This window comes from Weissella muntiaci (genome assembly GCF_008107635.1).
Lineage (GTDB): Bacteria > Bacillota > Bacilli > Lactobacillales > Lactobacillaceae > Weissella > Weissella muntiaci.
In genome coordinates this window covers 28,179-48,194 of sequence record NZ_SDGZ01000023.1, presented here as the reverse complement: position 1 = coordinate 48,194, position 20,016 = coordinate 28,179, and the positions used below count along the sequence as shown (strand labels likewise).

At 41.7% G+C, this 20,016-nt stretch carries 14 protein-coding genes; 11 read left to right on the top strand and 3 right to left on the bottom strand.

Annotated elements, in window-relative coordinates; all coding sequences use genetic code 11:
- Positions 1–1,725, top strand: coding sequence for an ABC transporter permease/substrate binding protein (locus ESZ50_RS09395; protein ID WP_148623341.1), 1,725 nt, complete (start codon positions 1–3; stop codon positions 1,723–1,725).
- Between the two features lie 57 nt (positions 1,726–1,782).
- On the opposite strand, the gene ESZ50_RS09390 is transcribed toward ESZ50_RS09395, so the two are convergent.
- A complete protein-coding gene (locus tag ESZ50_RS09390) occupies positions 1,783–2,565 on the bottom strand; it encodes a TraX family protein (protein WP_246111540.1) in 783 nt (260 codons plus the stop codon).
- A 268-nt stretch (positions 2,566–2,833) separates the two neighbouring features.
- Here ESZ50_RS09390 and ESZ50_RS09385 point away from each other — a divergent pair, with 268 nt between their 5' ends.
- The 3 genes from ESZ50_RS09385 (at position 2,834) to ESZ50_RS09375 (ending at position 7,956) form a co-directional block, all read left to right on the top strand.
- The gene (locus ESZ50_RS09385; RefSeq protein WP_148623340.1) at positions 2,834–3,163 is read left to right on the top strand and encodes a DMT family transporter; all 330 of its coding nucleotides are present in this window, start codon (positions 2,834–2,836) and stop codon (positions 3,161–3,163) included.
- A 1-nt stretch (position 3,164) separates the two neighbouring features.
- Entirely contained in the window at positions 3,165–3,488 is a 324-nt protein-coding gene (locus ESZ50_RS09380) for a DMT family transporter (RefSeq protein WP_148623338.1), read from the top strand.
- A 535-nt stretch (positions 3,489–4,023) separates the two neighbouring features.
- Positions 4,024–7,956 (top strand): Ig-like domain-containing protein, encoded by a 3,933-nt coding sequence (locus tag ESZ50_RS09375; protein ID WP_148623337.1) that lies wholly within the window; start codon positions 4,024–4,026, stop codon positions 7,954–7,956.
- An 82-nt stretch (positions 7,957–8,038) separates the two neighbouring features.
- Here ESZ50_RS09375 and ESZ50_RS09370 read toward each other — a convergent pair whose 3' ends face one another.
- Complete coding sequence (locus tag ESZ50_RS09370; RefSeq protein WP_148623336.1) at positions 8,039–9,055, bottom strand: YeiH family protein; 1,017 nt, start codon at positions 9,053–9,055, stop codon at positions 8,039–8,041.
- Positions 9,056–9,155: 100 nt separating this feature from the next.
- Here ESZ50_RS09370 and ESZ50_RS09365 point away from each other — a divergent pair, with 100 nt between their 5' ends.
- Complete coding sequence (locus ESZ50_RS09365; protein WP_148623334.1) at positions 9,156–9,977, top strand: LysR family transcriptional regulator; 822 nt, start codon at positions 9,156–9,158, stop codon at positions 9,975–9,977.
- A 146-nt stretch (positions 9,978–10,123) separates the two neighbouring features.
- Entirely contained in the window at positions 10,124–10,444 is a 321-nt protein-coding gene (locus ESZ50_RS09360; RefSeq protein WP_148623333.1) for a DMT family transporter, read from the top strand.
- Between the two features lie 44 nt (positions 10,445–10,488).
- On the opposite strand, the gene ESZ50_RS09355 is transcribed toward ESZ50_RS09360, so the two are convergent.
- Positions 10,489–11,595: a YdcF family protein gene (locus tag ESZ50_RS09355; RefSeq protein WP_148623332.1), complete on the bottom strand. Its 1,107-nt coding sequence runs from the start codon at positions 11,593–11,595 to the stop codon at positions 10,489–10,491.
- Positions 11,596–11,805: 210 nt separating this feature from the next.
- Between ESZ50_RS09355 and ESZ50_RS09350 the strand changes: the two genes are divergently transcribed.
- The 5 genes from ESZ50_RS09350 (at position 11,806) to ESZ50_RS09330 (ending at position 19,989) form a co-directional block, all read left to right on the top strand.
- Positions 11,806–12,996, top strand: coding sequence for a thiolase family protein (locus ESZ50_RS09350; RefSeq protein WP_148623330.1), 1,191 nt, complete (start codon positions 11,806–11,808; stop codon positions 12,994–12,996).
- 779 nt (positions 12,997–13,775) lie between these two features.
- On the top strand, positions 13,776–14,375 hold the full coding sequence (locus ESZ50_RS09345; RefSeq protein ID WP_148623328.1) for a WxL domain-containing protein: 600 nt from the start codon (positions 13,776–13,778) through the stop codon (positions 14,373–14,375).
- A 108-nt stretch (positions 14,376–14,483) separates the two neighbouring features.
- Positions 14,484–15,497, top strand: coding sequence for a WxLIP family cell surface protein (locus ESZ50_RS09340; RefSeq protein WP_148623326.1), 1,014 nt, complete (start codon positions 14,484–14,486; stop codon positions 15,495–15,497).
- A gap of 35 nt (positions 15,498–15,532) precedes the next feature.
- A complete protein-coding gene (locus tag ESZ50_RS09335) occupies positions 15,533–17,665 on the top strand; it encodes an L-type lectin-domain containing protein (RefSeq protein WP_148623324.1) in 2,133 nt (710 codons plus the stop codon).
- A 215-nt stretch (positions 17,666–17,880) separates the two neighbouring features.
- Complete coding sequence (locus ESZ50_RS09330; protein ID WP_148623322.1) at positions 17,881–19,989, top strand: AAA family ATPase; 2,109 nt, start codon at positions 17,881–17,883, stop codon at positions 19,987–19,989.
- Positions 19,990–20,016: the final 27 nt, after the last annotated feature.

Genomic DNA, 20,016 nt, shown 5'->3' with positions numbered 1-20,016 from the left:
ATGATTTTAATGGGGAGTTTAATGAAATTGCCTTTGGCCGATTGGGTCGAAACAATTGTCAATTGGCTGACCAACCACTTAGCTGGTTTTTTTGCTGCCTTGCAATCTGGCGGAACTAGCTTTATGGATGCCATCACGAATGGGTTAACGGCTGTTCCGTTCTGGATATTTGTAATCGTGATGACAATCTTGGCAGCCTTAGTATATGGGAAAAAATGGGGCTTTCCACTCTTTACATTCTTGGGATTGCTATTGATTCAAAACCAAGGTTTGTGGGATGACTTAATGAGCACAGTTACATTGGTGCTAACTGCAAGTTTGATTTCAATCATTATCGGAATTCCACTTGGAATTTGGATGGCGAAGAAAGAAACTGTAGCTAAAATAGTTCAACCAATCTTGGACTTTATGCAGACGATGCCAGGGTTCGTGTATTTAATTCCAGCCGTAGCTTTCTTTGGAATCGGTGTCGTACCAGGGGTCTTTGCATCAATTATCTTTGCATTGCCACCAACAGTTCGATTTACCAATTTGGGAATTCGTCAGGTACCAAAGGATTTGGTTGAAGCGGCTGAGTCATTCGGTTCAACCTCACGACAAAAGCTCTTTAAATTGGAATTGCCTTTAGCTAAGGGAACAATTCTTGCAGGTGTTAATCAGACGATTATGTTGGCCTTGTCAATGGTCGTGATTGCGTCAATGATTGGTGCGCCTGGACTAGGTCGTGGTGTTCTATCAGCTGTCCAAAATGCTGATATTGGTAAGGGATTCGTCAATGGTCTTGCGCTAGTAATCTTGGCAATCATTATTGATCGCTTTACGCAAAAGCTTAACCGACCAATTGAAGAAAAAGTTAACCAGACGAATCGTCCATGGAAAAAGTGGCTTGGTCTGGGATCAGTGATTGTGCTTTTGGCAAGTGGAATCGGCGGCGTGTTGGTTTCTAACCAGGAAAATGCTAAGACTGTTGATTTAGTATACGTTCAGTGGGATTCAGAAGTTGCTTCGACAAATGTATTAGCTGAGGCAATGCGTGAACATGGGTTTAAAGTCAATACGACGCCGCTTGATAATTCAGTCATGTGGCAGTCAGTAGCGACAAATCAAGCTGATGGAATGGTTTCGGCTTGGTTACCGGTAACTCACGCTGCACAATATAAGAAGTACAAGAAGGACCTTGAATTGCTTGGGCCAAATCTTAAGGGTGCTAAGACGGGGCTGGTGGTTCCTGATTATATGAACGTTAATTCAATTGATGAATTAACAAATCAAGCAAATCAGACTGTAACAGGAATTGAACCTGGGGCCGGAGTGATGAACTCAGCTCAAAAGGCACTTGATCAATATGGTCTAACAAGCCAAGGTTGGAAGATTACTCCTGCCTCAACTGGCGCGATGACGGTTGCCTTGAATAAAGCTTATGAGAGCAAGCAAGATATCGTTATTACAGGTTGGTCGCCACATTGGATGTTCCAAAAGTACCATTTGAAGTATTTAAAGGATCCTAAGGGTGTCTTCGGTAAAGAAGAAACGATTAATACTGTAGTTCGTAAAGGACTTAAAACAGATAAGCCTCAGGCATATAAGGTAATGAAGAACTTTAAGTGGACCTCTGACGACATGGAGTCTGTGATGTATGATGTTCAAAATGGTCAGACGCCAGAAGCGGCTGCCAAAAAGTGGATTAAAGCACATCAGAGTCAAGTTGACAGTTGGTTTAAGTAGTAGATTAAAGAGCCTATGACAAGCGAAACATGTCATAGGCTCTTTTTTTTGTTGTGATTAGTTAAGAATCAAGTGTAAAGCATATAGAATCCATAAATGAATTGGATAGAAGAAATAGAAGAAGTACTTCTCAAATGGACGTCCAGTGCCACCGCGTTGATGATTATAGAGATAGATAAATGGCAAAACTGTAATCATCATAAATTCATTGTCGAAGGTTAGATAGGCATACAGACTTTGGTCACCAGTATGACTTTGAACAGCAAGAAACAGTAACGCTAATGTGAAAAGTGTAATCCCAATATAATTAATTTGTGGAAGCTTTGCTTTTCTTGCAGTGTACATAATTAGCGTAATTGGCAACAAGTAGATCCCACCTTCGCTGAACAGTAACAGAAAGGCCATGACTAGAATGCCAAGTAGTCCGAGCAATCTACCTATTAATTTTGCTTCTTTAAAGTTTTCGAAGAGCATTAGTAAAGCAAAAATCAATGTTAAGGTGAGAAAGATATTTTGAGGACCTAAAAAATTGAAGTAATTTATCTGTTGGTCATACGGATTGATGTATGACTTACTGATTAGATTATAAACGATATTCCCGATTGCCATAACTCCGGTTGCAAGCAAAAGTCGTCTTAAATAACGCCAACGATTGCGAGTGTAAAAGAAGCCCTCAATCAATAAATATACAAATAGCGGAGCGACAAAGCGACCGAGCCAGGCAACCCAAAGTGGCAAGTGCAGGCTTTGCCCAAGATAGGTATTGATATGATCAATTAGCATGAAAACAATCGCAATCATTTTCAAGGAATAACTTGATAAGCCATATTTTTTTTGCACGATTTAATTCCCCCTAAGAAGTAAGTTCGCAATGGTAAAGAATGATTTTGCCTTAGCGGCTGTGCCTCCCGTAAGCAAGTGTAATTGATTTGAAGTCGAAAGCGGGGCTCCTTTAGAAAAAATTGAAAATCATCTATGAGTTGATTGTTCAGAAAAATGGTAACTAGTGGTATTATTGTTTATAATTTATGAAGAAAGTGTGAATTTGAATTAATCAGCTAACTTTTGGTTGATTGATTAATATGATAGAAAGTAGTTGAGGGACCATATGGCAATTATCAGAAACCCATGGACAAAAATCCTAATCGCAATCATCTTCGAAGATGGCTGGGTTGTTGGGATTAAGCATGCGAACAGTTTGTTAACTTGGGGGCTAACGCTGTTAGCACTTGGTATTTCTTTTTTGCTGTTTATGACAGCTAGTGCTCAGTTGCCAGTTGGAACGGTATATGCCGTTTTCGTTGGTCTTGGAACGGGTGCAACGGTGATCACGGGATGGCTCCTTTTTGGAGATCATTTGAGTTGGTCGGAAATTTTCTTCTTACTTGTGCTATTGACAGGTGTGATTGGTTTGAAGTTTATTACGGAGGAACAATAGTATGGCTTGGATCATCTTAGTATTAGCCGGACTAATGGAAGTTTCTGGAGTCATCATGATTAATGAATGGCATAAGAAACGTAAATGGTGGGCAGCTTTAGGCATGGTAGTAGGCGGAAGTCTTAGCTTAGGATTGCTAACGCTTGCGATTCGATCAATCCCGATGGGAACGGCTTATGCAATTTGGACTGGTATTGGTGCTGCTGGTGGGACGATTGCTGGGATGTTTTTGTATCATGAGTCCCGTGATTTAAAAAGAATTTTGTTTATTATTTTGATCATCGTTGGTGCAGTTGGTTTAAAGGCAACTACTGGTGGTGCTTAAATTTAAAAATAGTCTTGGAAATATTCCAAGGCTATTTTTTTGCTTAGACCATTATGATCATGGATGATATGAAATAAAATTTGACTTCATAAATAGCACATTGTTATCGAGGCATGGTGATTGCAACTTTTAGGGATTTTGAAGAAGAATCAAACAATCTCATTGCAATAACAATCACTTTTTAGTGAACTTCGCATAAAAAACGATAAACAGTCAAAAACGGCATAGTTCTGACATAAACTGTTCGATTATTTAAAAGAGCTATCCGAAATCTCTCTGATATATATTGATAATATAATCTTTGCCTTGTTACTAGTCGGTAAAAAAACAAACAACATGTTTGCTAATTAAAAACCAATGTTTAAAGTGTGACAAGAAATTATTAATCGGATAGACTGTAGACATTGAAAGCGGTTTACATACTGTCATTAGGTATACGTATGACTTTTAAATTGTACGTGTATTTTAGTCTTGGGATGACGGTTCCGCGAGCTTAAAAATATTGTCTGTTTTAGATTATACGGAGGGACACGGAATGAAGAATACTAAGAACCAGGGAAATGCATCGAAGTGGCCAAAGGCTGATGCAAAAAAATATCGCGTAAGTCAGGCGAATAAAGTACAAGTAGGCGCAAAAGCAGCTCAAAACCCGAAAATCTTGAAGTTGAAGCATTTGGCTTTGGCGGGAAGTTTGGTTTTGGTTGGTGCAACCGTCGCAAATCTTGAGCCTGTCTTTTCAGATCGTAATTCAGCATCAGCGGCAGTTCTGGACATCGATATTCTTGGAAATATGACTGCTAGCAACAATAGTGGTACAACATCGAAAAACCGGATGGCGGCCGGAACGCAACGTGATGTTACTTTTACCATTAATGGAACAAGTCCAGTCGGAGTATCAGTATTGAATGGTAACCGTTATGCGGTTGTTACAATTCCGGAGGAACTACGTGGGTACGTGGCGGCCAATGGTAATACTATGACGACTACTAATATGACGATTGACTTTAACAAGGTTGGTTCATTAACAGAATTAATTTCATTAACTGATACGCTTGCGACAACCATTACTGAAATTCTTGATGGTAGCCTAGGTGCGTTGACCGGTGTTAATTTTGATACAACAGAGTTTTATAATACCTTGGACCTATTAAAGAATGTGCAAGATGTTGGTGGTGGGACATTCGCATCTACGACAACGGTTGATCCAAGTGGCGATTTCGTTTCGAGTGAACTTGATGACGGGATGGGCAGTATCTTAAGAGAAAACTTGATTGAGATCTTGAATTCCCTTGAAGACGCTATTAATGGGCTAGAGGCGACTCCTCAGAATTCGTTAAATCCAGTCCAAGTTGCGTTAGCAAACTTGATCAATACGACCTTGAGCCTACCAAAGGCGGCAGTTAGCACGGCAATTGAAGGACTCTTGGTTCCATTGACTGAAGGTGCAGGAGATATTACAAATGAATTGTTAGACGCCTCGGTTTTGGGTGATACTTCAATTGCGATCCCAACAACGATTACGGCACCCGACAATCTAGCGACTGATCTGGATGGACGTTTCGTAGCGGCGGCGGTTCAAACAAATCTCTTGAATGTGGATATTTTGAACACGTCTGATAGTGCAACGACTGTCTACTTCGGGAAAGCAGTTTTGCCAGAGCAACCAGCGGCACCAGTTATTAGTAGTGTTACTGGAAATTCAACTGACGGCTATGTTGTAAATGGAACTGCAGAAGCAAATTCGACAGTTAAGATTTATGATTCAAGCAATAATGTGATTGGAACAACCACAGCTGGTGGGGATGGCTCATTTACGATTAATCTACCAGGTAGCGTAGGCGAAAATGCTAACCTTACGGCAACGGCAACGAATGCAGCTGATCTAGAAAGTGATCCAACGGCATTTGTTACACCACCTGACGTTGATGTAACAGCGCCGGACGCTCCAACAGCAACGGCGACAGGAAACTCAACTGACGGTTACACGGTAACGGGAATGGCTGAGCCGAACTCAACTGTGAATATCTATGATAGTGAAGGCAATGTGATCGGAACTGGTACAGCTGGAGGCGATGGCTCATACAGCATTAACTTACCAGGTAGTGTCGGCGAAAACGCTAACTTAACGGCAACTGCAACAGATGCAGCGGGTAATGAAAGTGATGCAACCCCATTCACAACGCCAGCTGACGTTGACGTAACCGCGCCGGACGCTCCAACAGCAATGGCGACAGGAAATTCAACTGATGGATATACGGTAACGGGAATGGCCGAGCCGAACTCAACTGTGAATATCTATGATAGTGAAGGTAATGTGATTGGAACTGGCACAGCTGGAGGCGATGGCTCATACAGCATTAACTTACCAGGTAGTGTCGGCGAAAACGCTAACTTAACGGCAACCGCAACAGATGCGGCGGGTAATGAAAGTGATGCAACCCCATTCACAACGCCAGCTGACGTTGACGTAACCGCGCCGGACGCTCCAACAGCAATGGCGACAGGAAACTCAACTGATGGATATACGGTAACGGGAATGGCTGAGCCGAACTCAACTGTGAATATCTATGATAGTGAAGGTAATGTGATCGGAACTGGTACAGCTGGAGGCGATGGCTCATACAGCATCAACTTGCCAGGTAGTGTTGGAGAGAACGCAGACCTAACAGCAACCGCAACAGATGCAGCGGGTAATGAAAGTGATGCAACCCCATTCACAACGCCAGCTGACGTTGACGTAACCGCGCCAGACGCTCCAACAGCAATGGCGACAGGAAACTCAACTGACGGTTACACGGTAACAGGAATGGCCGAGCCGAACTCAACTGTGAATATCTATGATAGTGAAGGTAATGTGATCGGAACTGGTACAGCTGGAGGCGATGGCTCATACAGCATTAACTTACCAGGTAGTGTCGGCGAAAACGCTAACTTAACGGCAACCGCAACAGATGCGGCAGGTAATGAAAGTGATGCAACTCCATTCACAACACCAGCTGACGTTGACGTAACCGCACCGGACGCTCCAACGGCAACGGCGACAGGAAACTCAACTGACGGTTATACGGTAACGGGAATGGCTGAGCCGAACTCAACCGTGAACATCTATGACAGCGAAGGTAACGTGATCGGAACTGGTACAGCTGGAGGTGATGGCTCATACAGCATCAACTTACCAGGTAGTGTCGGAGAGAACGCAGACCTAACAGCAACCGCAACAGATGCAGCAGGTAACGAAAGTGATGCAACTCCATTCACAACACCAGCTGACGTTGACGTAACCGCGCCAGATGCTCCAACAGCAATGGCGACAGGAAACTCAACTGATGGTTATACGGTAACGGGAATGGCTGAGCCGAACTCAACTGTGAATATCTATGACAGCGAAGGTAACGTGATTGGAACTGGCACAGCTGGCGAAGATGGCTCATACAGCATTAACTTACCAGGTAGTGTCGGAGAGAACGCTAACTTAACGGCAACCGCAACAGATGCGGCCGGTAATGAAAGTGACGCCACCCCATTCACAACGCCAGCTGACGTTGATGTAACCGCGCCAGACGCTCCAACAGCAATGGCGACAGGAAACTCAACTGACGGTTACACGGTAACGGGAATGGCCGAGCCAGGCTCAACAGTTACTATATACGATAACAATGGCAATGTAATCGGAACTGGCACAGCTGGCGAAGATGGCTCATATAGCATCAACTTACCAGGTAGTGTTGGCGAAAATGCTAACTTAACGGCAACCGCAACAGATGCGGCAGGTAACGAAAGTGATGCAACCCCATTCACAACACCAGCTGACGTTGATGTAACCGCGCCAGATGCCCCAACGGCAACTGTAACCGGAAATTCAACTGACGGTTACACGGTAACGGGAACAGCCGAACCTGGTTCGACAGTCACTGTTTATGATAATAACGGTAACGTGATCGGAACTGGTACTGCTGGCGAAGATGGTTCATACACAATTACCTTGCCAGGTAGCGTAGGCGAAAATGCACATCTGACTGTAACGGCAACAGATGCAGCTGGTAATGAAAGTGGACCAACATCAGTTACGACTCCAGCAGATCCAACTAACCCCGGCGGTGGAACAAACCCTGGTGGTGGTAATGGAGGCAATAACGGCGGTAACGGTGGTGGCAACAACGGTGCCGGTAATGGTTCAGGAACAGGCAATAATGGCGGAACAGCTGGCATGAACAACAATGGCCTCGGTAATAACAACGGTCGTGGTTCAGGACGGACAAGTGCCAGTAACCAGAATTTGATGGGACAAGGCAACATGAGTGGTATTAGTAACACGGCAATGACAAATGCCGATGGTACCAGTGGTGAGCTACCAAAGACTGATTACAATCAAGGATCAATCTTTGCTCAAATCGGTGCAATCCTATTAGGAATCTTGACTTTGGGATTGTTCTCAATGAAGCGAACAAAGAAAAATCAAGATGATTAATCAAGTTCTTTGACAATCTTGAAAGAGAAAATAAACATAAGAAAAGCTTGGGGTAGTCTTACTATCCCAAGCTTTTTTGTGTTTAATAGATTAGACTAATTAGCAAAATTGCGGCAAGGACTTGGAAGGTAATTGTTACCAATCCGTAACCCATAAATTTAACGCCGGATGCCTTGATTGTTTGCCATTTTAGATTAAGACCAATTCCAGCTAGATTCACAACCCCGAAGAAACCAGTAACGCTTTTAGCGCCAAGAACGACTGAGTGTGGTAGTGCAACAATTGTGCTGAAAGCTAATAGACCTAAGAAAGCGTAAATGAACCAGGGCACCAATTTGTGAATTTGGATGTGTTTAGCGGCTTGAGCTTCGTGGTTACCGGGCTCATTCTGGCGCATTTTACGAGCTGAATTTGACATTGCTAGCACCACAACTGAAAGTAGAATAACACGTAACATCTTGAACAAAGTGGCGTAATCAATAACCGCCGGGTTGACCAGTGAGGCTGTACCAATAACTTGTCCAACTGATTGAACCGTACCACCAATCAGAGCACCGATTAGAAGATTATTGCCATGATAGATGGAGGGGCCAAGAATTGGTAGGATGAAGAGCAGAAGAACGCCTGAAAGTGAGACGGTTGCAACAGCGGTTCGACGTTGGTCATCTGTCGCATCAATTTCAGGTGCAACTGCGGCAATTGCACTGGAACCACAGACGGCGTTACCGGCACCCATTAACATCGCTGATTGAGCGCTGACCTTGAAAAGCCGACCACCAATGAATAATACGAAGAAAATGGTAGCGGTCATTTGGATTAAGATAAAAACAATTCCTTGCCAACCAAGTGATTCGATGGTGGTTAAAGTTACCTCTACGCCAAGTAGTGCGATACCAATCTCAATTGGATATTTCTCAGCCCATTTGACGCCCGGTTCCCAGCGTTTGTTTGTTAAAATCGTGTTTCCTAGGAGCATCCCTAGGATTAGGGCAAGCGCCTCAGCACCGATATTAGGAATGTAGTGGCTAAGGAAGTCTGAAAAAACTGCTAGGCCTAAGGTTAACAAGATCCCAACAAGCATTTTCTTAGTGATTTTCATAATAGTACCTCTTTCTATATAAATAAATATAAAACCCTTTGATTAATTAGTAAAATAAATTATCATTATGTAATTAATTACTTTTTTTAATGAGGTCAATATGTTTACTTTGTTTGAAACTTTTTTGGCGGTGTATGAGACGAAGAGTTTTACTCGGGCTGCCGATCATTTGTATGTGTCGCAACCAACAATTACCGTTAGAATAAAAAAATTAGAGTTAGAATTAAAAGCGAAGCTGTTCATCCGTGGTCAAAACCAAGAAGTGACCCCGACAGAGGCAGCAAATATCTTTTATGGGCAGGCAACTCAATACCTTGAGGATTGGGAGACGTTGCAGGCCAAGATCAGACAATCTGATGAGGCGCGACATTCTTTTAAAATCGCCGTCTCACATAGTGCGGCGACAACGATTATGCCAATTATTTTTGAATCCTTTGTTGCCGACCTCAAGCAGCTCGATGTTGAAGTGTCTTTGCACAATTCAGAGGAAGTTTTCGATTTGGTCAAGAACCATGAGATCCACTTCGGAATTATTGAAAAACCGATTATGGGCGACCAATTAATTAGTTTCCCGTTGTTCAAAGATGAACTAGTATTAGCGGGCGATGTTTCAACTGGTGTATTTTTTATCCGCGAAACTGGTTCAGGGGTTAGCCACTATACACAGAAATATTTAAAGGATCAGCAACTTATTCCAGAGAATCTAATTCGAATGAATAACAACGATATGATCTTGGCCCATATTAAAGCTGGGTTAGGTGCCTCGCTGATGTCAAAGCGCTTTATGACAGATGAGATTACTTATCAGACAATTGGTCAAGGTTATCAGCGCCATTTTTATGGCCTAGGATATGCTGACGAGCATGATCCACTGATTAAAAGACTTGTGGCTCAAATCAGAAAGATGACGGAGCTAGCTTGATTCTTTGTATCAAGAATTTAGATGTGATAAAATCTTAGGATAGTTTAATATTGTCTTTCCACCGGGGAAGACGTTAAAGGTAACCCCATACTTCGTAGGTCTTAGCAGAAGTATGGGGCTACCTTTTTTATTTTAAGGAGGAAATTATGACGTGGCTATACTTATTTTTGGCAGGGATTTTTGAGGTTGTTTGGGCATCAACTATGAAGCTTAGTCAGGGGTTTAGTAATTTAAAATTTACTGGATTAACCATCTTAGGAATGTTACTAAGTTTTGGCTTTTTGTCGTTGTCACTAAAGAATTTACCTTTGGGAATTGCGTATCCGATTTGGACCGGAATTGGGGCGGTCGGCTCAATTGTGGTCGGAGTGCTTATTTTTCAAGATCGAGTATCGGGACCAACGTGGATTTTCGTAGGATTTTTACTGATTGGTATTATTGGAATTAAAATTACCAGTGGGCATTAACAGCAAAAAAGACGATTGCGGATAAAATCTCGCAATCGTCTTTTTTAGCGCCAATTCGTTTGAAAGCCTGTGAAAATACCTGAACTAAGCGAAATGAGTAAAATTAGTACGAAAATTATTAAATGAAGTCGCTTGTGTTGCATTAAGATGGCAATATACTCTCGCAGAATTGCTGAGGGTACAAAGTATTTACGGGTTTTGGCACCAAGACCGTTAATGTTCAGACCGGCAAAGAGGGCATAGCCCGTTGCGCGATAGACATGGTAGTCACTTGTTGCGAATAAGCCTTTGCGTAAGTCCCATCCATGATCTTGAACAATTTGCTTGGAAAATTGCATATTTTCAAGGGTGTTTAAAGATTTAGTCTCGGCAATTAAATAACTTGGATTGTACAAGCCCTCGTTAATAATGAATTCTTTCATGGCTTGTCCTTCAGGTAAGCTTTCATCGGAACCTTGCCCACCGGAAAGAATTATATAAGGGATTTTGTTTTTGATTGAAATTTGTTTCTCAGCAAAAGCAATGGCCCGCTTGATTCGTGAAGCAAGCAAATTTGAAACCGTTTTTCCATTGATTAAGCCGGCTCCGAGAACTATTAAATAGTCCTTATCATATTTTGGCCGAATTAATCGTAGGATTATAAATGAAAAAATAAAGGCAATGAAATTAAGTAGTAGGTAGGCCCAACTTAGATTCTCAATAGTGTTTAGTAAGGTAATTAGCCAATTTGGCAGAATTTTGGATAGCCACCCAATAATCATTGGGTAGATTACTAGGCCAGCACCTAAGATCAAGGTCAAGCTGTTAGCAAGATTTCTCGACTCGCGACGCCACATAATAATACCGTTGATGATTAGAAACAACCATAGGAAAATAGAGATCAATAAGACGCCTAAACCTAGGACCGAAATTAAGGCCAACCAGATAACTATTAATATCTCGTTAGCGGTCATGATGATTAAAGTAGTTAATAGTAAAATTAATACTCCGACAGATAGGCTGAGAAGATAGCCATTCAACAATCGAACACGATTTGATCGATAAGAGCGATAAAGTGCGTAAATAGCGAGCAACAGCATCAGGGTCAGTGATAGAGCTATAACACTGAGCATGTCATTTTGGACGTAATTTGATATTTCTTGTTCTAACATGATAACCTCCTAAGCATCACTTAAATATACCATAGGTTAGGAGCGTGTTAATGACAATCATAATAATGATAAATTTTAACTTTTAAACGATCGGATCGACCAAGGTTAAAGGTGTTCGAGGATGCTTGCTAATTTGGATAGGTCATTTTACTATTATATAGTAGAGAAATAGATTAATAGTAAATATAAAGATACGAGGATGAGGGGCAAATGGAGCGAATTTTTATTGTTGGTGCAAAGCGTACTCCGATTGGCAAGTTTGGTGGGGGTCTAGCATCAGTCTCGGCATCTGATTTAGGTGCAACCGCGATTAGAGCAGTTGTAGAGCAGGCAAATATAGATCCAAAGCAGGTTGATCAGGTCTTGATGGGAAACGTTATCCAGGCTGGGCAAGGACAAAATCCAGCACGGCAAGCGACTTTGAAAGCTGGTCTACCGGTCTCGGTCCCAGCAATTACGATTAATGATGTATGTGGGTCAGGTTTATCGAGTATTAATATGGCTGCGAGTTTAATTCAGACCGGGCAAGCCCAAGTAATTGTTGCAGGTGGAATGGAGAGTATGTCTAAAGCTCCCTTTGTACTGGAAAAGAATCGTTTTAACAAAGATGATCACACAGTAATCGAGAAAGATGCGATGCAGACGGATGCATTAATCGACGCTGCGGGTCAATTCAGTATGGGAATTACGGCAGAAAATGTTGCCGAAAAATATGATATTACTCGGTCAGCAATGGATCATTTCGCCAAGGAAAGCCATGAGAAAGCGGTTCGTGCACAACAACAAGGACTTTTTGACAGCGAAATTGTGCCAGTGATGACGACCGATAGTGCTGGACAGTCGAAAATGATCATGATTGATGAAGGACCGCGAGCAAATAGCACTTTTGAGAAGTTGAGCACGCTAAAGGCCGCTTTCAAAGAGGATGGGATGGTAACAGCTGGCAATGCTTCGGGGCTAAACGATGGTGCCGCCGCTGTATTGCTCATGAATGAATCAAAAATGTTGGAGCTTGGGCTAACGCCACTTGCCGAATGGCAGGGAGCGGCAACAGTTGGGCTAGAACCCGCATTAATGGGGATCGGACCGTATTATGCAATTGAAGAGTTGATGACGAGAGATTCTGAATTAACATTGGATGATATCGACTTGTTTGAATTAAATGAAGCTTTTGCGGCGCAAGCACTGGCAAGTAATCAACTACTTGGAATTAACTCAGAACAAGTTAACATTAACGGTGGTGCCTTGGCTCTAGGGCACCCTGTTGGCGCATCAGGTAGCCGGATTTTGGTGACTTTGATCTATAATTTGATACGCGAAAAGGCCAAAACTGGTGTAGCTGCACTATGTGTGGGTGGCGGTATGGGCGTAGCTGCTTTGATTCAAGCGCATCAAGAATAAAAAAACATCCCCTTAAGGAACGGAGAAATCAGGTCCTTAAGGGGATGTTTTTACTATGAGAGATATTTAAATTCATATTGAAGATTTATGATAAGAAAAAGCAAACGGGTGATTAGCATATAGCAAAGGACTATTAACAATCATGAATAAGAATAGCAAAAGTAACTGCTATTGATTAAAAGTAAGTTAGACAAGTGGAATTGTGGCAGTTATTAAAAATAATTTGCTCGTTTCATTAACTACTTGTAAGTGATGCTTAACGACCGGTCTAGTCGTTTTGCGGTCTAGTATAATCATAAGATGTTCAATACATACCTAAGGTATTGATAAACATAAAATGAATTCCACACAAACTTTTGATAAATAAATCTTAAATTCGATGCTAATTTATAAAATTCAGCGATAAAGCTGAAATTAATCATAAATTTTTCAATTAATAGATAAGCACATCATTCATATATGAAATTGTCGATTATCGGAAAGGATTTGCAGACGACAATGAACGAAGCTCATTGAATGATATGATTTTCCTTGAATAAATCTCGGACATCTCAATCGAAATTGTACATAAAAAGTGAATTTTTTTGGACCAAAACAATTGGAATGCTCAAATCTATATGTTAAAATTCTTATCGAAATATGTTGATATAATATTTCAATGACCAGAGTGACTTACATATTATTTCAATTTAAATATAATAAAGAGAATTGGGAAGTCACATTTAAAAAAAGGATGTCAAAGATAACTTGGGTTATCAAAGCAAGAGGAGGAAGTTGTGATGAAGAAGAGTGTATTGGTAAGTTCAATTGTGTTGGGTGTAATTGGTGTTAGTGGAGTAGTAGGTGGTTCTGTATTTGCTGATGATACGCAAACACAAACGACAAACGCGACAGCAGCACTTACTCAACCAGGTACAACACCTGGTGGATCAGACAATTTGAAGTTGGAAAGCGCGCCTACATTTGATTTTGGTTCACAGGAATTGTCAGGAACTGGTAACACGTTTGATAAAGCTGCAACCGTTACTGGTGATTTGACAGTTAACAATATTGGTAACACAAGTGGCTGGAACGTTACAGTTGCCCGCTCAGAATTTCTTGATGGAAGTACTACATTAAAGGGTGCTGATTTGAAGTTGGAACAAGGAACAGTTTCGGCAACTTCATCTGATAACACATCAACTGCACCAACAACAATGTTGGCAGATTTGAAGAATACTAGTGCAGCACCAGTATTTACTGCAGCTGCTGGTAACGGTATTGGTGAATGGAAGGATGTCTTTGCTGTAAGCAACGCTTCACTTTATGCACCAGCCGGTAATGTTGCTGGTAGCTATACTGCATCATTGACTTGGACATTGACTAACGCACCTGCATAATCTAATAAAAACGACAGGGGGCTGAAGTTACTACTTAATTTATTATGGTGGTCTTTGGCCTTTTGTATTACATAGGACAAAAATCAACAAAGAGGGAGTTGGATAATCTTGAAAAAATGGATAGCAATCGTAGTGGCCTTATTGGGAATCGTTCTTCCAACGGTAACGCATGCAGAAGATTTGAATTTCTCTGTTAACGCGAATTTGCCGGCAAATCAAATTGATAGTAAAAACACTTATTTTGACTTGAAGGTCGAGCCAGGGCAAACACAGAACTTAGAAATAACGATTCACAACAATTATAAAACTGCGCATAAATTCAAAGTTTCGCCAAATCAGGCAGTAACCAATGTAAATGGAATTGTTGATTACAGTAATCATAATCTCAAAAAAGACTCTACGTTAGCGGCACCATTTGAGTCGATGATGGCTGAACCAAAAACGGTCACGGTTGCTGGAAATACTGACCAAACGGTTTCCTTAAAGTTGACTGTACCCGAAAAGGCCTTTCGTGGAACAGTACTTGGTGGGATTCAAGTTCGTGATCTAACTGCAGGTGGGCAAGCTAAAAAGACTAAGGGAATCAGCCTTACCAATAAATATGCTTACGTGATTGGTGTACAGTTACGTGAAGAAACCGACGAATTGATTGAGCCAAATTTAAAACTTAATCAAATTAAAACCAAGCAGACAAACGGATACAACAGTATTGCGGCCAATTTGCAGAATACTGAACCAGTGATTCTACATGACTTTGTTGTTAAGGCACATATCAATAAACGCGGGTCAAGCAAATCGGTTATTACCACTAATAAAAAAGATATGACAATGGCGCCAAACAGTAATTTTGACTTTGAGTTGACGCCAAAAGATAATAAACTTACACCTGGAAAGTATACCCTTTATCTCGATGCGAAGGGTGAGGATGGAAAATATCACTGGAAGTTTAAGCGTGATTTTGTGATCACACAAGCTGAGGCAAGTCGACTAAATCGTTCAATTGTCAACGGTCAAAATTATTTCTGGTGGTTAGTAATTGCAATTGCGTTCATTATTTTGCTGATCCTAGCCTTGATTTACATGATCTGGCGTTTAAGGAAGAATAAAAAGGCACAAGATTAATTAGGACGACTACTTACGGGGAGAGGAGCGGTGCAATGCGTTATCAAAATATACTTCGGCGAAGTGTAATATTCACGGTTGTGATGTCGGTATTCAGCGGGATCGTAATTACACCATTATTGTCAGTGGTTCATGCTGATGATTATTCAACGGCCTTAAGCACAACCCCTCAAGGAATTAAATTAACGAATGTTTTTACACCTGCTTCATTTTCAGGAAATAGTGCACAAGTTGTTGCTGCTACTAATCCGAATGTGACGAATACAGACGTTGTTCGAGTTACTAGCGGACAAGCGAATCAGATGGGGGCAATTTGGGCAACTGATAACAACCTCTTTGACTTGACCAAGTCAGCAACTGTCTCAATGTGGCTAAACTTTGGAAATCAAGGGAAGAACGCGGCGGATGGAATGGCATTGGTCTTTAAGAATGATGACAAAGGTGCTGATTCGATTGGACAAAGTGGTCAAGCATTAGGCGTTTGGGGAACCGATGCACATACTAGTAAAGCTAGTGACGTTTCTGCAAAGGCAATTCAAAATAGCTGGGCAATCGAATTTGATCCATATTTGAATACAGCGAATGATGCAACTAAGGGGGCGGCCTCGTTTGATCTGAATAACGGTCTTAGTGGTGCTCATATTGCATCGAATTATCCAGGTAATAGTAATACTTATCGACAACATTCGTCAGGTTTTATTTTTAAAGATTATTGGTACGACATCGAGCATAAAGGAATTATCGATAATCTAAACTTGTCAAATGGAAATTGGCATCATTTCACTTTGAAATGGAATGCGACAACTAGTGAAATGACCTACACCTTTGACGATAAGGATCCAAATACCAGTGCTGCATTAACCGGCCAGTCACAAACAATTGTGTTAGATAAAACGCAGTTCAAGACGACAACAAATCAAATTCGTTGGGGATTTACGGGTGCAACGGGGCTGTTATTTGAGAACGGGTTGGTAGTTTTCGAACAGGTTCCAGGGTTGGTCAATGCTACCGCTTCGGCTACAATCAAGAATGATACTCGGAATATTGCCGTTAATAGTGGGACGAATATCTATGATGGTGATCAGTTAACTTACACTTATAACTTGAATTATGCGAGTGGAAAACAGAATTGGACGGCTATCGTCGCACAAATGCAGATGGCAACGACTGGAATCGACTATAAAAGTGGTACAATCACTTATGCCAATGGTGGTTCGGAAAATGTCGATCTTTCTTCAATTAAGAATGGAGAGTTTTCGCAAAAGCTTAAGAACGATTTATCAACAGCCAATAACTCGGCAACAATCGTGATCAAAGGTCAGGCTAACAATAAAACTGGCACAACAATCAAAGTTGCGGATGAGACAAGTGATTTTGCTGGGAGTAATTATATGGTGTCGGCCACCACACCAACGTTCAATATTTTACCAAATCCAAATTTAACACTGGCAGTTAATCCAAGTAGTGTGGATGTAACTCCAGGTAACGATGCAACAACGACGGGAACGTTAACTTATGGTGTTGCTGGTAATGTGGTTACGAACAGCCAGATGAATTTGAAGGCAACCTTGAATGGAACTGCAGCCACGATTGGAACTGATGTTAAGATTGCTTGGCAGGGAAGTGCAACATCTGGACAATTTATTGCGACGGTACCAAGTGATAAGCTTGTACTGGGTAATAATTCACTAGTGTTGACAGCGACTGATGCGAATGGATTTTCATCAAATTCGGTTACAGTACCAATCAGAAACGTTGGCGAGTTGAAATTGACTAGTAAGTCGGATAGTAGTTTTAAGTCAACCGTGTTAACAGGTCTTTCAACCTTAATTCAGCGTAATGGTGATTGGGGCCTATCTGTAAGCGATACACGTGGACCTGGAAATAAGTGGCAGTTACAAGCTTCAGCAACGACTTTAAAGACTGCAACTGGAACCCAGCTAGCTGGTGGTTTGGTTTATGTGACGAATAGTAATGTTCAGCAAAATATGACAAATGCAGCCGTGAACATTATGTCACAAACGACCACTTCAACTAATACGAACACCGATGTACTTTCATCATGGAAAAGCAATCAGGGAATTCTGTTGAATGCAAACGCGTCAGCTTTGAATGGAAACTACTCAGGTAAGATTAGTTGGACATTAATGAATGTTCCAACGCCTTAGAAGATTGATAAGTCTAGCACTTCGGTGTTAGGCTTTTTTTGTGTAATTATTTATTGATATCTATTCAATTAGGTAGAGAAATGATATTTTTCGGCTTGTGAAAATGAACGTGTTATAATGAAAGCGTGTTCAGATAAATTTCAGATTTGTTTGTGACAGAGGAATTTTTGGGAGTACGAAGCATTTTGTATGAAAATTTGAGGAGGAAATAACTTATGGCAAATTATGATGATTTTAACAGTATGGACGATATTTTTAACCAGATGATGGGACGTATGAACGGTCTGAATTCTGAGAATTCGCGTTACTTGATTAATGGTCGAGAAGTAACGCCAGAGCAATTTGCGCAATATCGGCAAAGCGGACGGATTCCTCAAAACGACACACAATCAATGCAGGAACTAGCACCTAGTAATCAAGTTCCAAAGCAAGACAGCATGCTCGCCAAGCTAGGACGCAACCTAACTGAAGAGGCTCGGAATGATATGTTAGATCCCGTCATTGGGCGAAACAAGGAAATCCAAGAGACCGCCGAAATTTTAAGTCGGCGAACAAAGAACAATCCCGTATTGGTGGGCGACGCAGGGGTCGGTAAGACGGCTGTTGTGGAAGGCTTGGCGCAAGCAATTATTGCTGGGGATGTACCTGCTTCAATTCGTGATAAAGAGATTATCTCAATCGACTTATCGAGTATCGAAGCAGGAACCCAATACCGCGGTAGCTTTGAAGAAAATGTTCAAAATCTAATCAAGGAAGTCAAAGAAGCCGGCAACATTATCATCTTCTTTGATGAGATTCATCAAATCTTAGGAACTGGTGCGATGGGTGGCGAGAGTGGCTCAAAGGGCCTAGCTGATATTTTGAAGCCAGCTTTGAGTCGTGGTGAATTCACAGTGATCGGTGCAACGACCCAGGATGAATATCGAAACACAATTTTGAAGAACGCTGCATTGGCGCGTCGTTTCAATGAAGTTACCGTGAATGCCCCTAGTGCTGAGGACTCTTTCCATATTTTGATGGGCTTACGTGATCTGTATGCGCAACATCATAATGTTGAAATTCCAGATAGTGTTTTGAAAGCCGCCGTTGATTATTCAATTCAATATATTCCGCAACGCTCATTACCAGACAAGGCGATTGACCTGTTAGATATGACGGCCGCTCATCTAGCAGCCAGCCATCCAATGACTGACGTTGTAAGTCTAGAGGCAGCAATTAAACATGAGCATGAATTACAGGAAGCCGCCGTCGAAAAAGAGGATTTTGAGGGTGCTTTGACCCATAAAAGCAAAATCGATACTTTGCAAAAGCAGATTGATGATGCGGGTGAAGCAAAGAAGGTGACAGCGACGGTCAATGATGTTGCAGAAAGTGTTGAGCGTTTGACAGGGGTGCCTGTATCGCAAATGGGCGCCTCTGACATCGAACACTTGAAGGGGATTAACGAACGACTACGCGGGAAGGTAATCGGTCAGGATGAGGCTGTTGAGGCGGTTTCACGAGCAATTCGACGTAACCGAGCCGGCTTTGATGAAGGTAATCGACCAATTGGATCATTTCTATTCGTTGGGCCAACTGGAACTGGTAAGACGGAGTTAGCCAAGCAGTTGGCTTTGGATATGTTTGGTTCAAAGGAGCATGTGATTCGGTTAGATATGTCCGAATATGCTGACTTAACGGCAGTTTCAAAGTTAATTGGGGCAACTGCCGGTTATGTCGGATATGAGGACAATAGCAACACATTAACCGAACGTGTTCGTCGTCAGCCGTACTCAATTGTACTATTAGATGAAATTGAAAAGGCCAATCCACAAGTTCTGACCTTGCTCCTGCAAGTGATGGATGATGGTCGTCTGACAGATGGGCAAGGAAATACCGTTAATTTCAAAAATACGGTGGTAATTGCAACTTCGAATGCTGGTTTTGGTAATGATGCTAAGGGAGACGAAAAGGCTGAGATGGCCCTGATGGACCGATTAGCGCCCTTCTTTAGACCAGAATTCCTAAATCGTTTCAATGCAATTGTTGAGTTTTCGAATTTGACCAAGGAGAACTTGCAAGAGATTGTTGATTTAATGTTGGATGATGTAAATAAAACTTTGGCCAAGAAGGATATTACACTTGTTGTGACAGACCAGGCTAAGGGTTGGTTAATTGATGAGGGTTATGACGAAGCAATGGGCGCTCGTCCATTACGACGGGTTATCGAACAACAAATTCGTGACCAAGTAACCGATTTTTACCTAGATAATATGGATGCAAAGCATCTACAGGCAGATTTGGTTGATGGTAAGATTGAAATCTCCGCAATTGATGTAGATTAAGTATAAATTGAGAGCAATCAATTCATT

Excerpts from the sequence above, each read along its gene's own strand:
- ESZ50_RS09395 (WP_148623341.1), top strand. The coding sequence starts at position 1 with ATGATTTTAATGGGGAGTTTAATGAAATTGCCTTTGGCCGATTGGGTC.
- ESZ50_RS09385 (WP_148623340.1), top strand. The coding sequence starts at position 2,834 with ATGGCAATTATCAGAAACCCATGGACAAAAATCCTAATCGCAATCATC.
- ESZ50_RS09380 (WP_148623338.1), top strand. The coding sequence starts at position 3,165 with ATGGCTTGGATCATCTTAGTATTAGCCGGACTAATGGAAGTTTCTGGA.
- ESZ50_RS09375 (WP_148623337.1), top strand. The coding sequence starts at position 4,024 with ATGAAGAATACTAAGAACCAGGGAAATGCATCGAAGTGGCCAAAGGCT.
- ESZ50_RS09370 (WP_148623336.1), bottom strand. The coding sequence starts at position 9,055 with ATGAAAATCACTAAGAAAATGCTTGTTGGGATCTTGTTAACCTTAGGC.
- ESZ50_RS09365 (WP_148623334.1), top strand. The coding sequence starts at position 9,156 with ATGTTTACTTTGTTTGAAACTTTTTTGGCGGTGTATGAGACGAAGAGT.
- ESZ50_RS09360 (WP_148623333.1), top strand. The coding sequence starts at position 10,124 with ATGACGTGGCTATACTTATTTTTGGCAGGGATTTTTGAGGTTGTTTGG.
- ESZ50_RS09355 (WP_148623332.1), bottom strand. The coding sequence starts at position 11,595 with ATGTTAGAACAAGAAATATCAAATTACGTCCAAAATGACATGCTCAGT.
- ESZ50_RS09350 (WP_148623330.1), top strand. The coding sequence starts at position 11,806 with ATGGAGCGAATTTTTATTGTTGGTGCAAAGCGTACTCCGATTGGCAAG.
- ESZ50_RS09345 (WP_148623328.1), top strand. The coding sequence starts at position 13,776 with ATGAAGAAGAGTGTATTGGTAAGTTCAATTGTGTTGGGTGTAATTGGT.
- ESZ50_RS09335 (WP_148623324.1), top strand. The coding sequence starts at position 15,533 with ATGCGTTATCAAAATATACTTCGGCGAAGTGTAATATTCACGGTTGTG.
- ESZ50_RS09330 (WP_148623322.1), top strand. The coding sequence starts at position 17,881 with ATGGCAAATTATGATGATTTTAACAGTATGGACGATATTTTTAACCAG.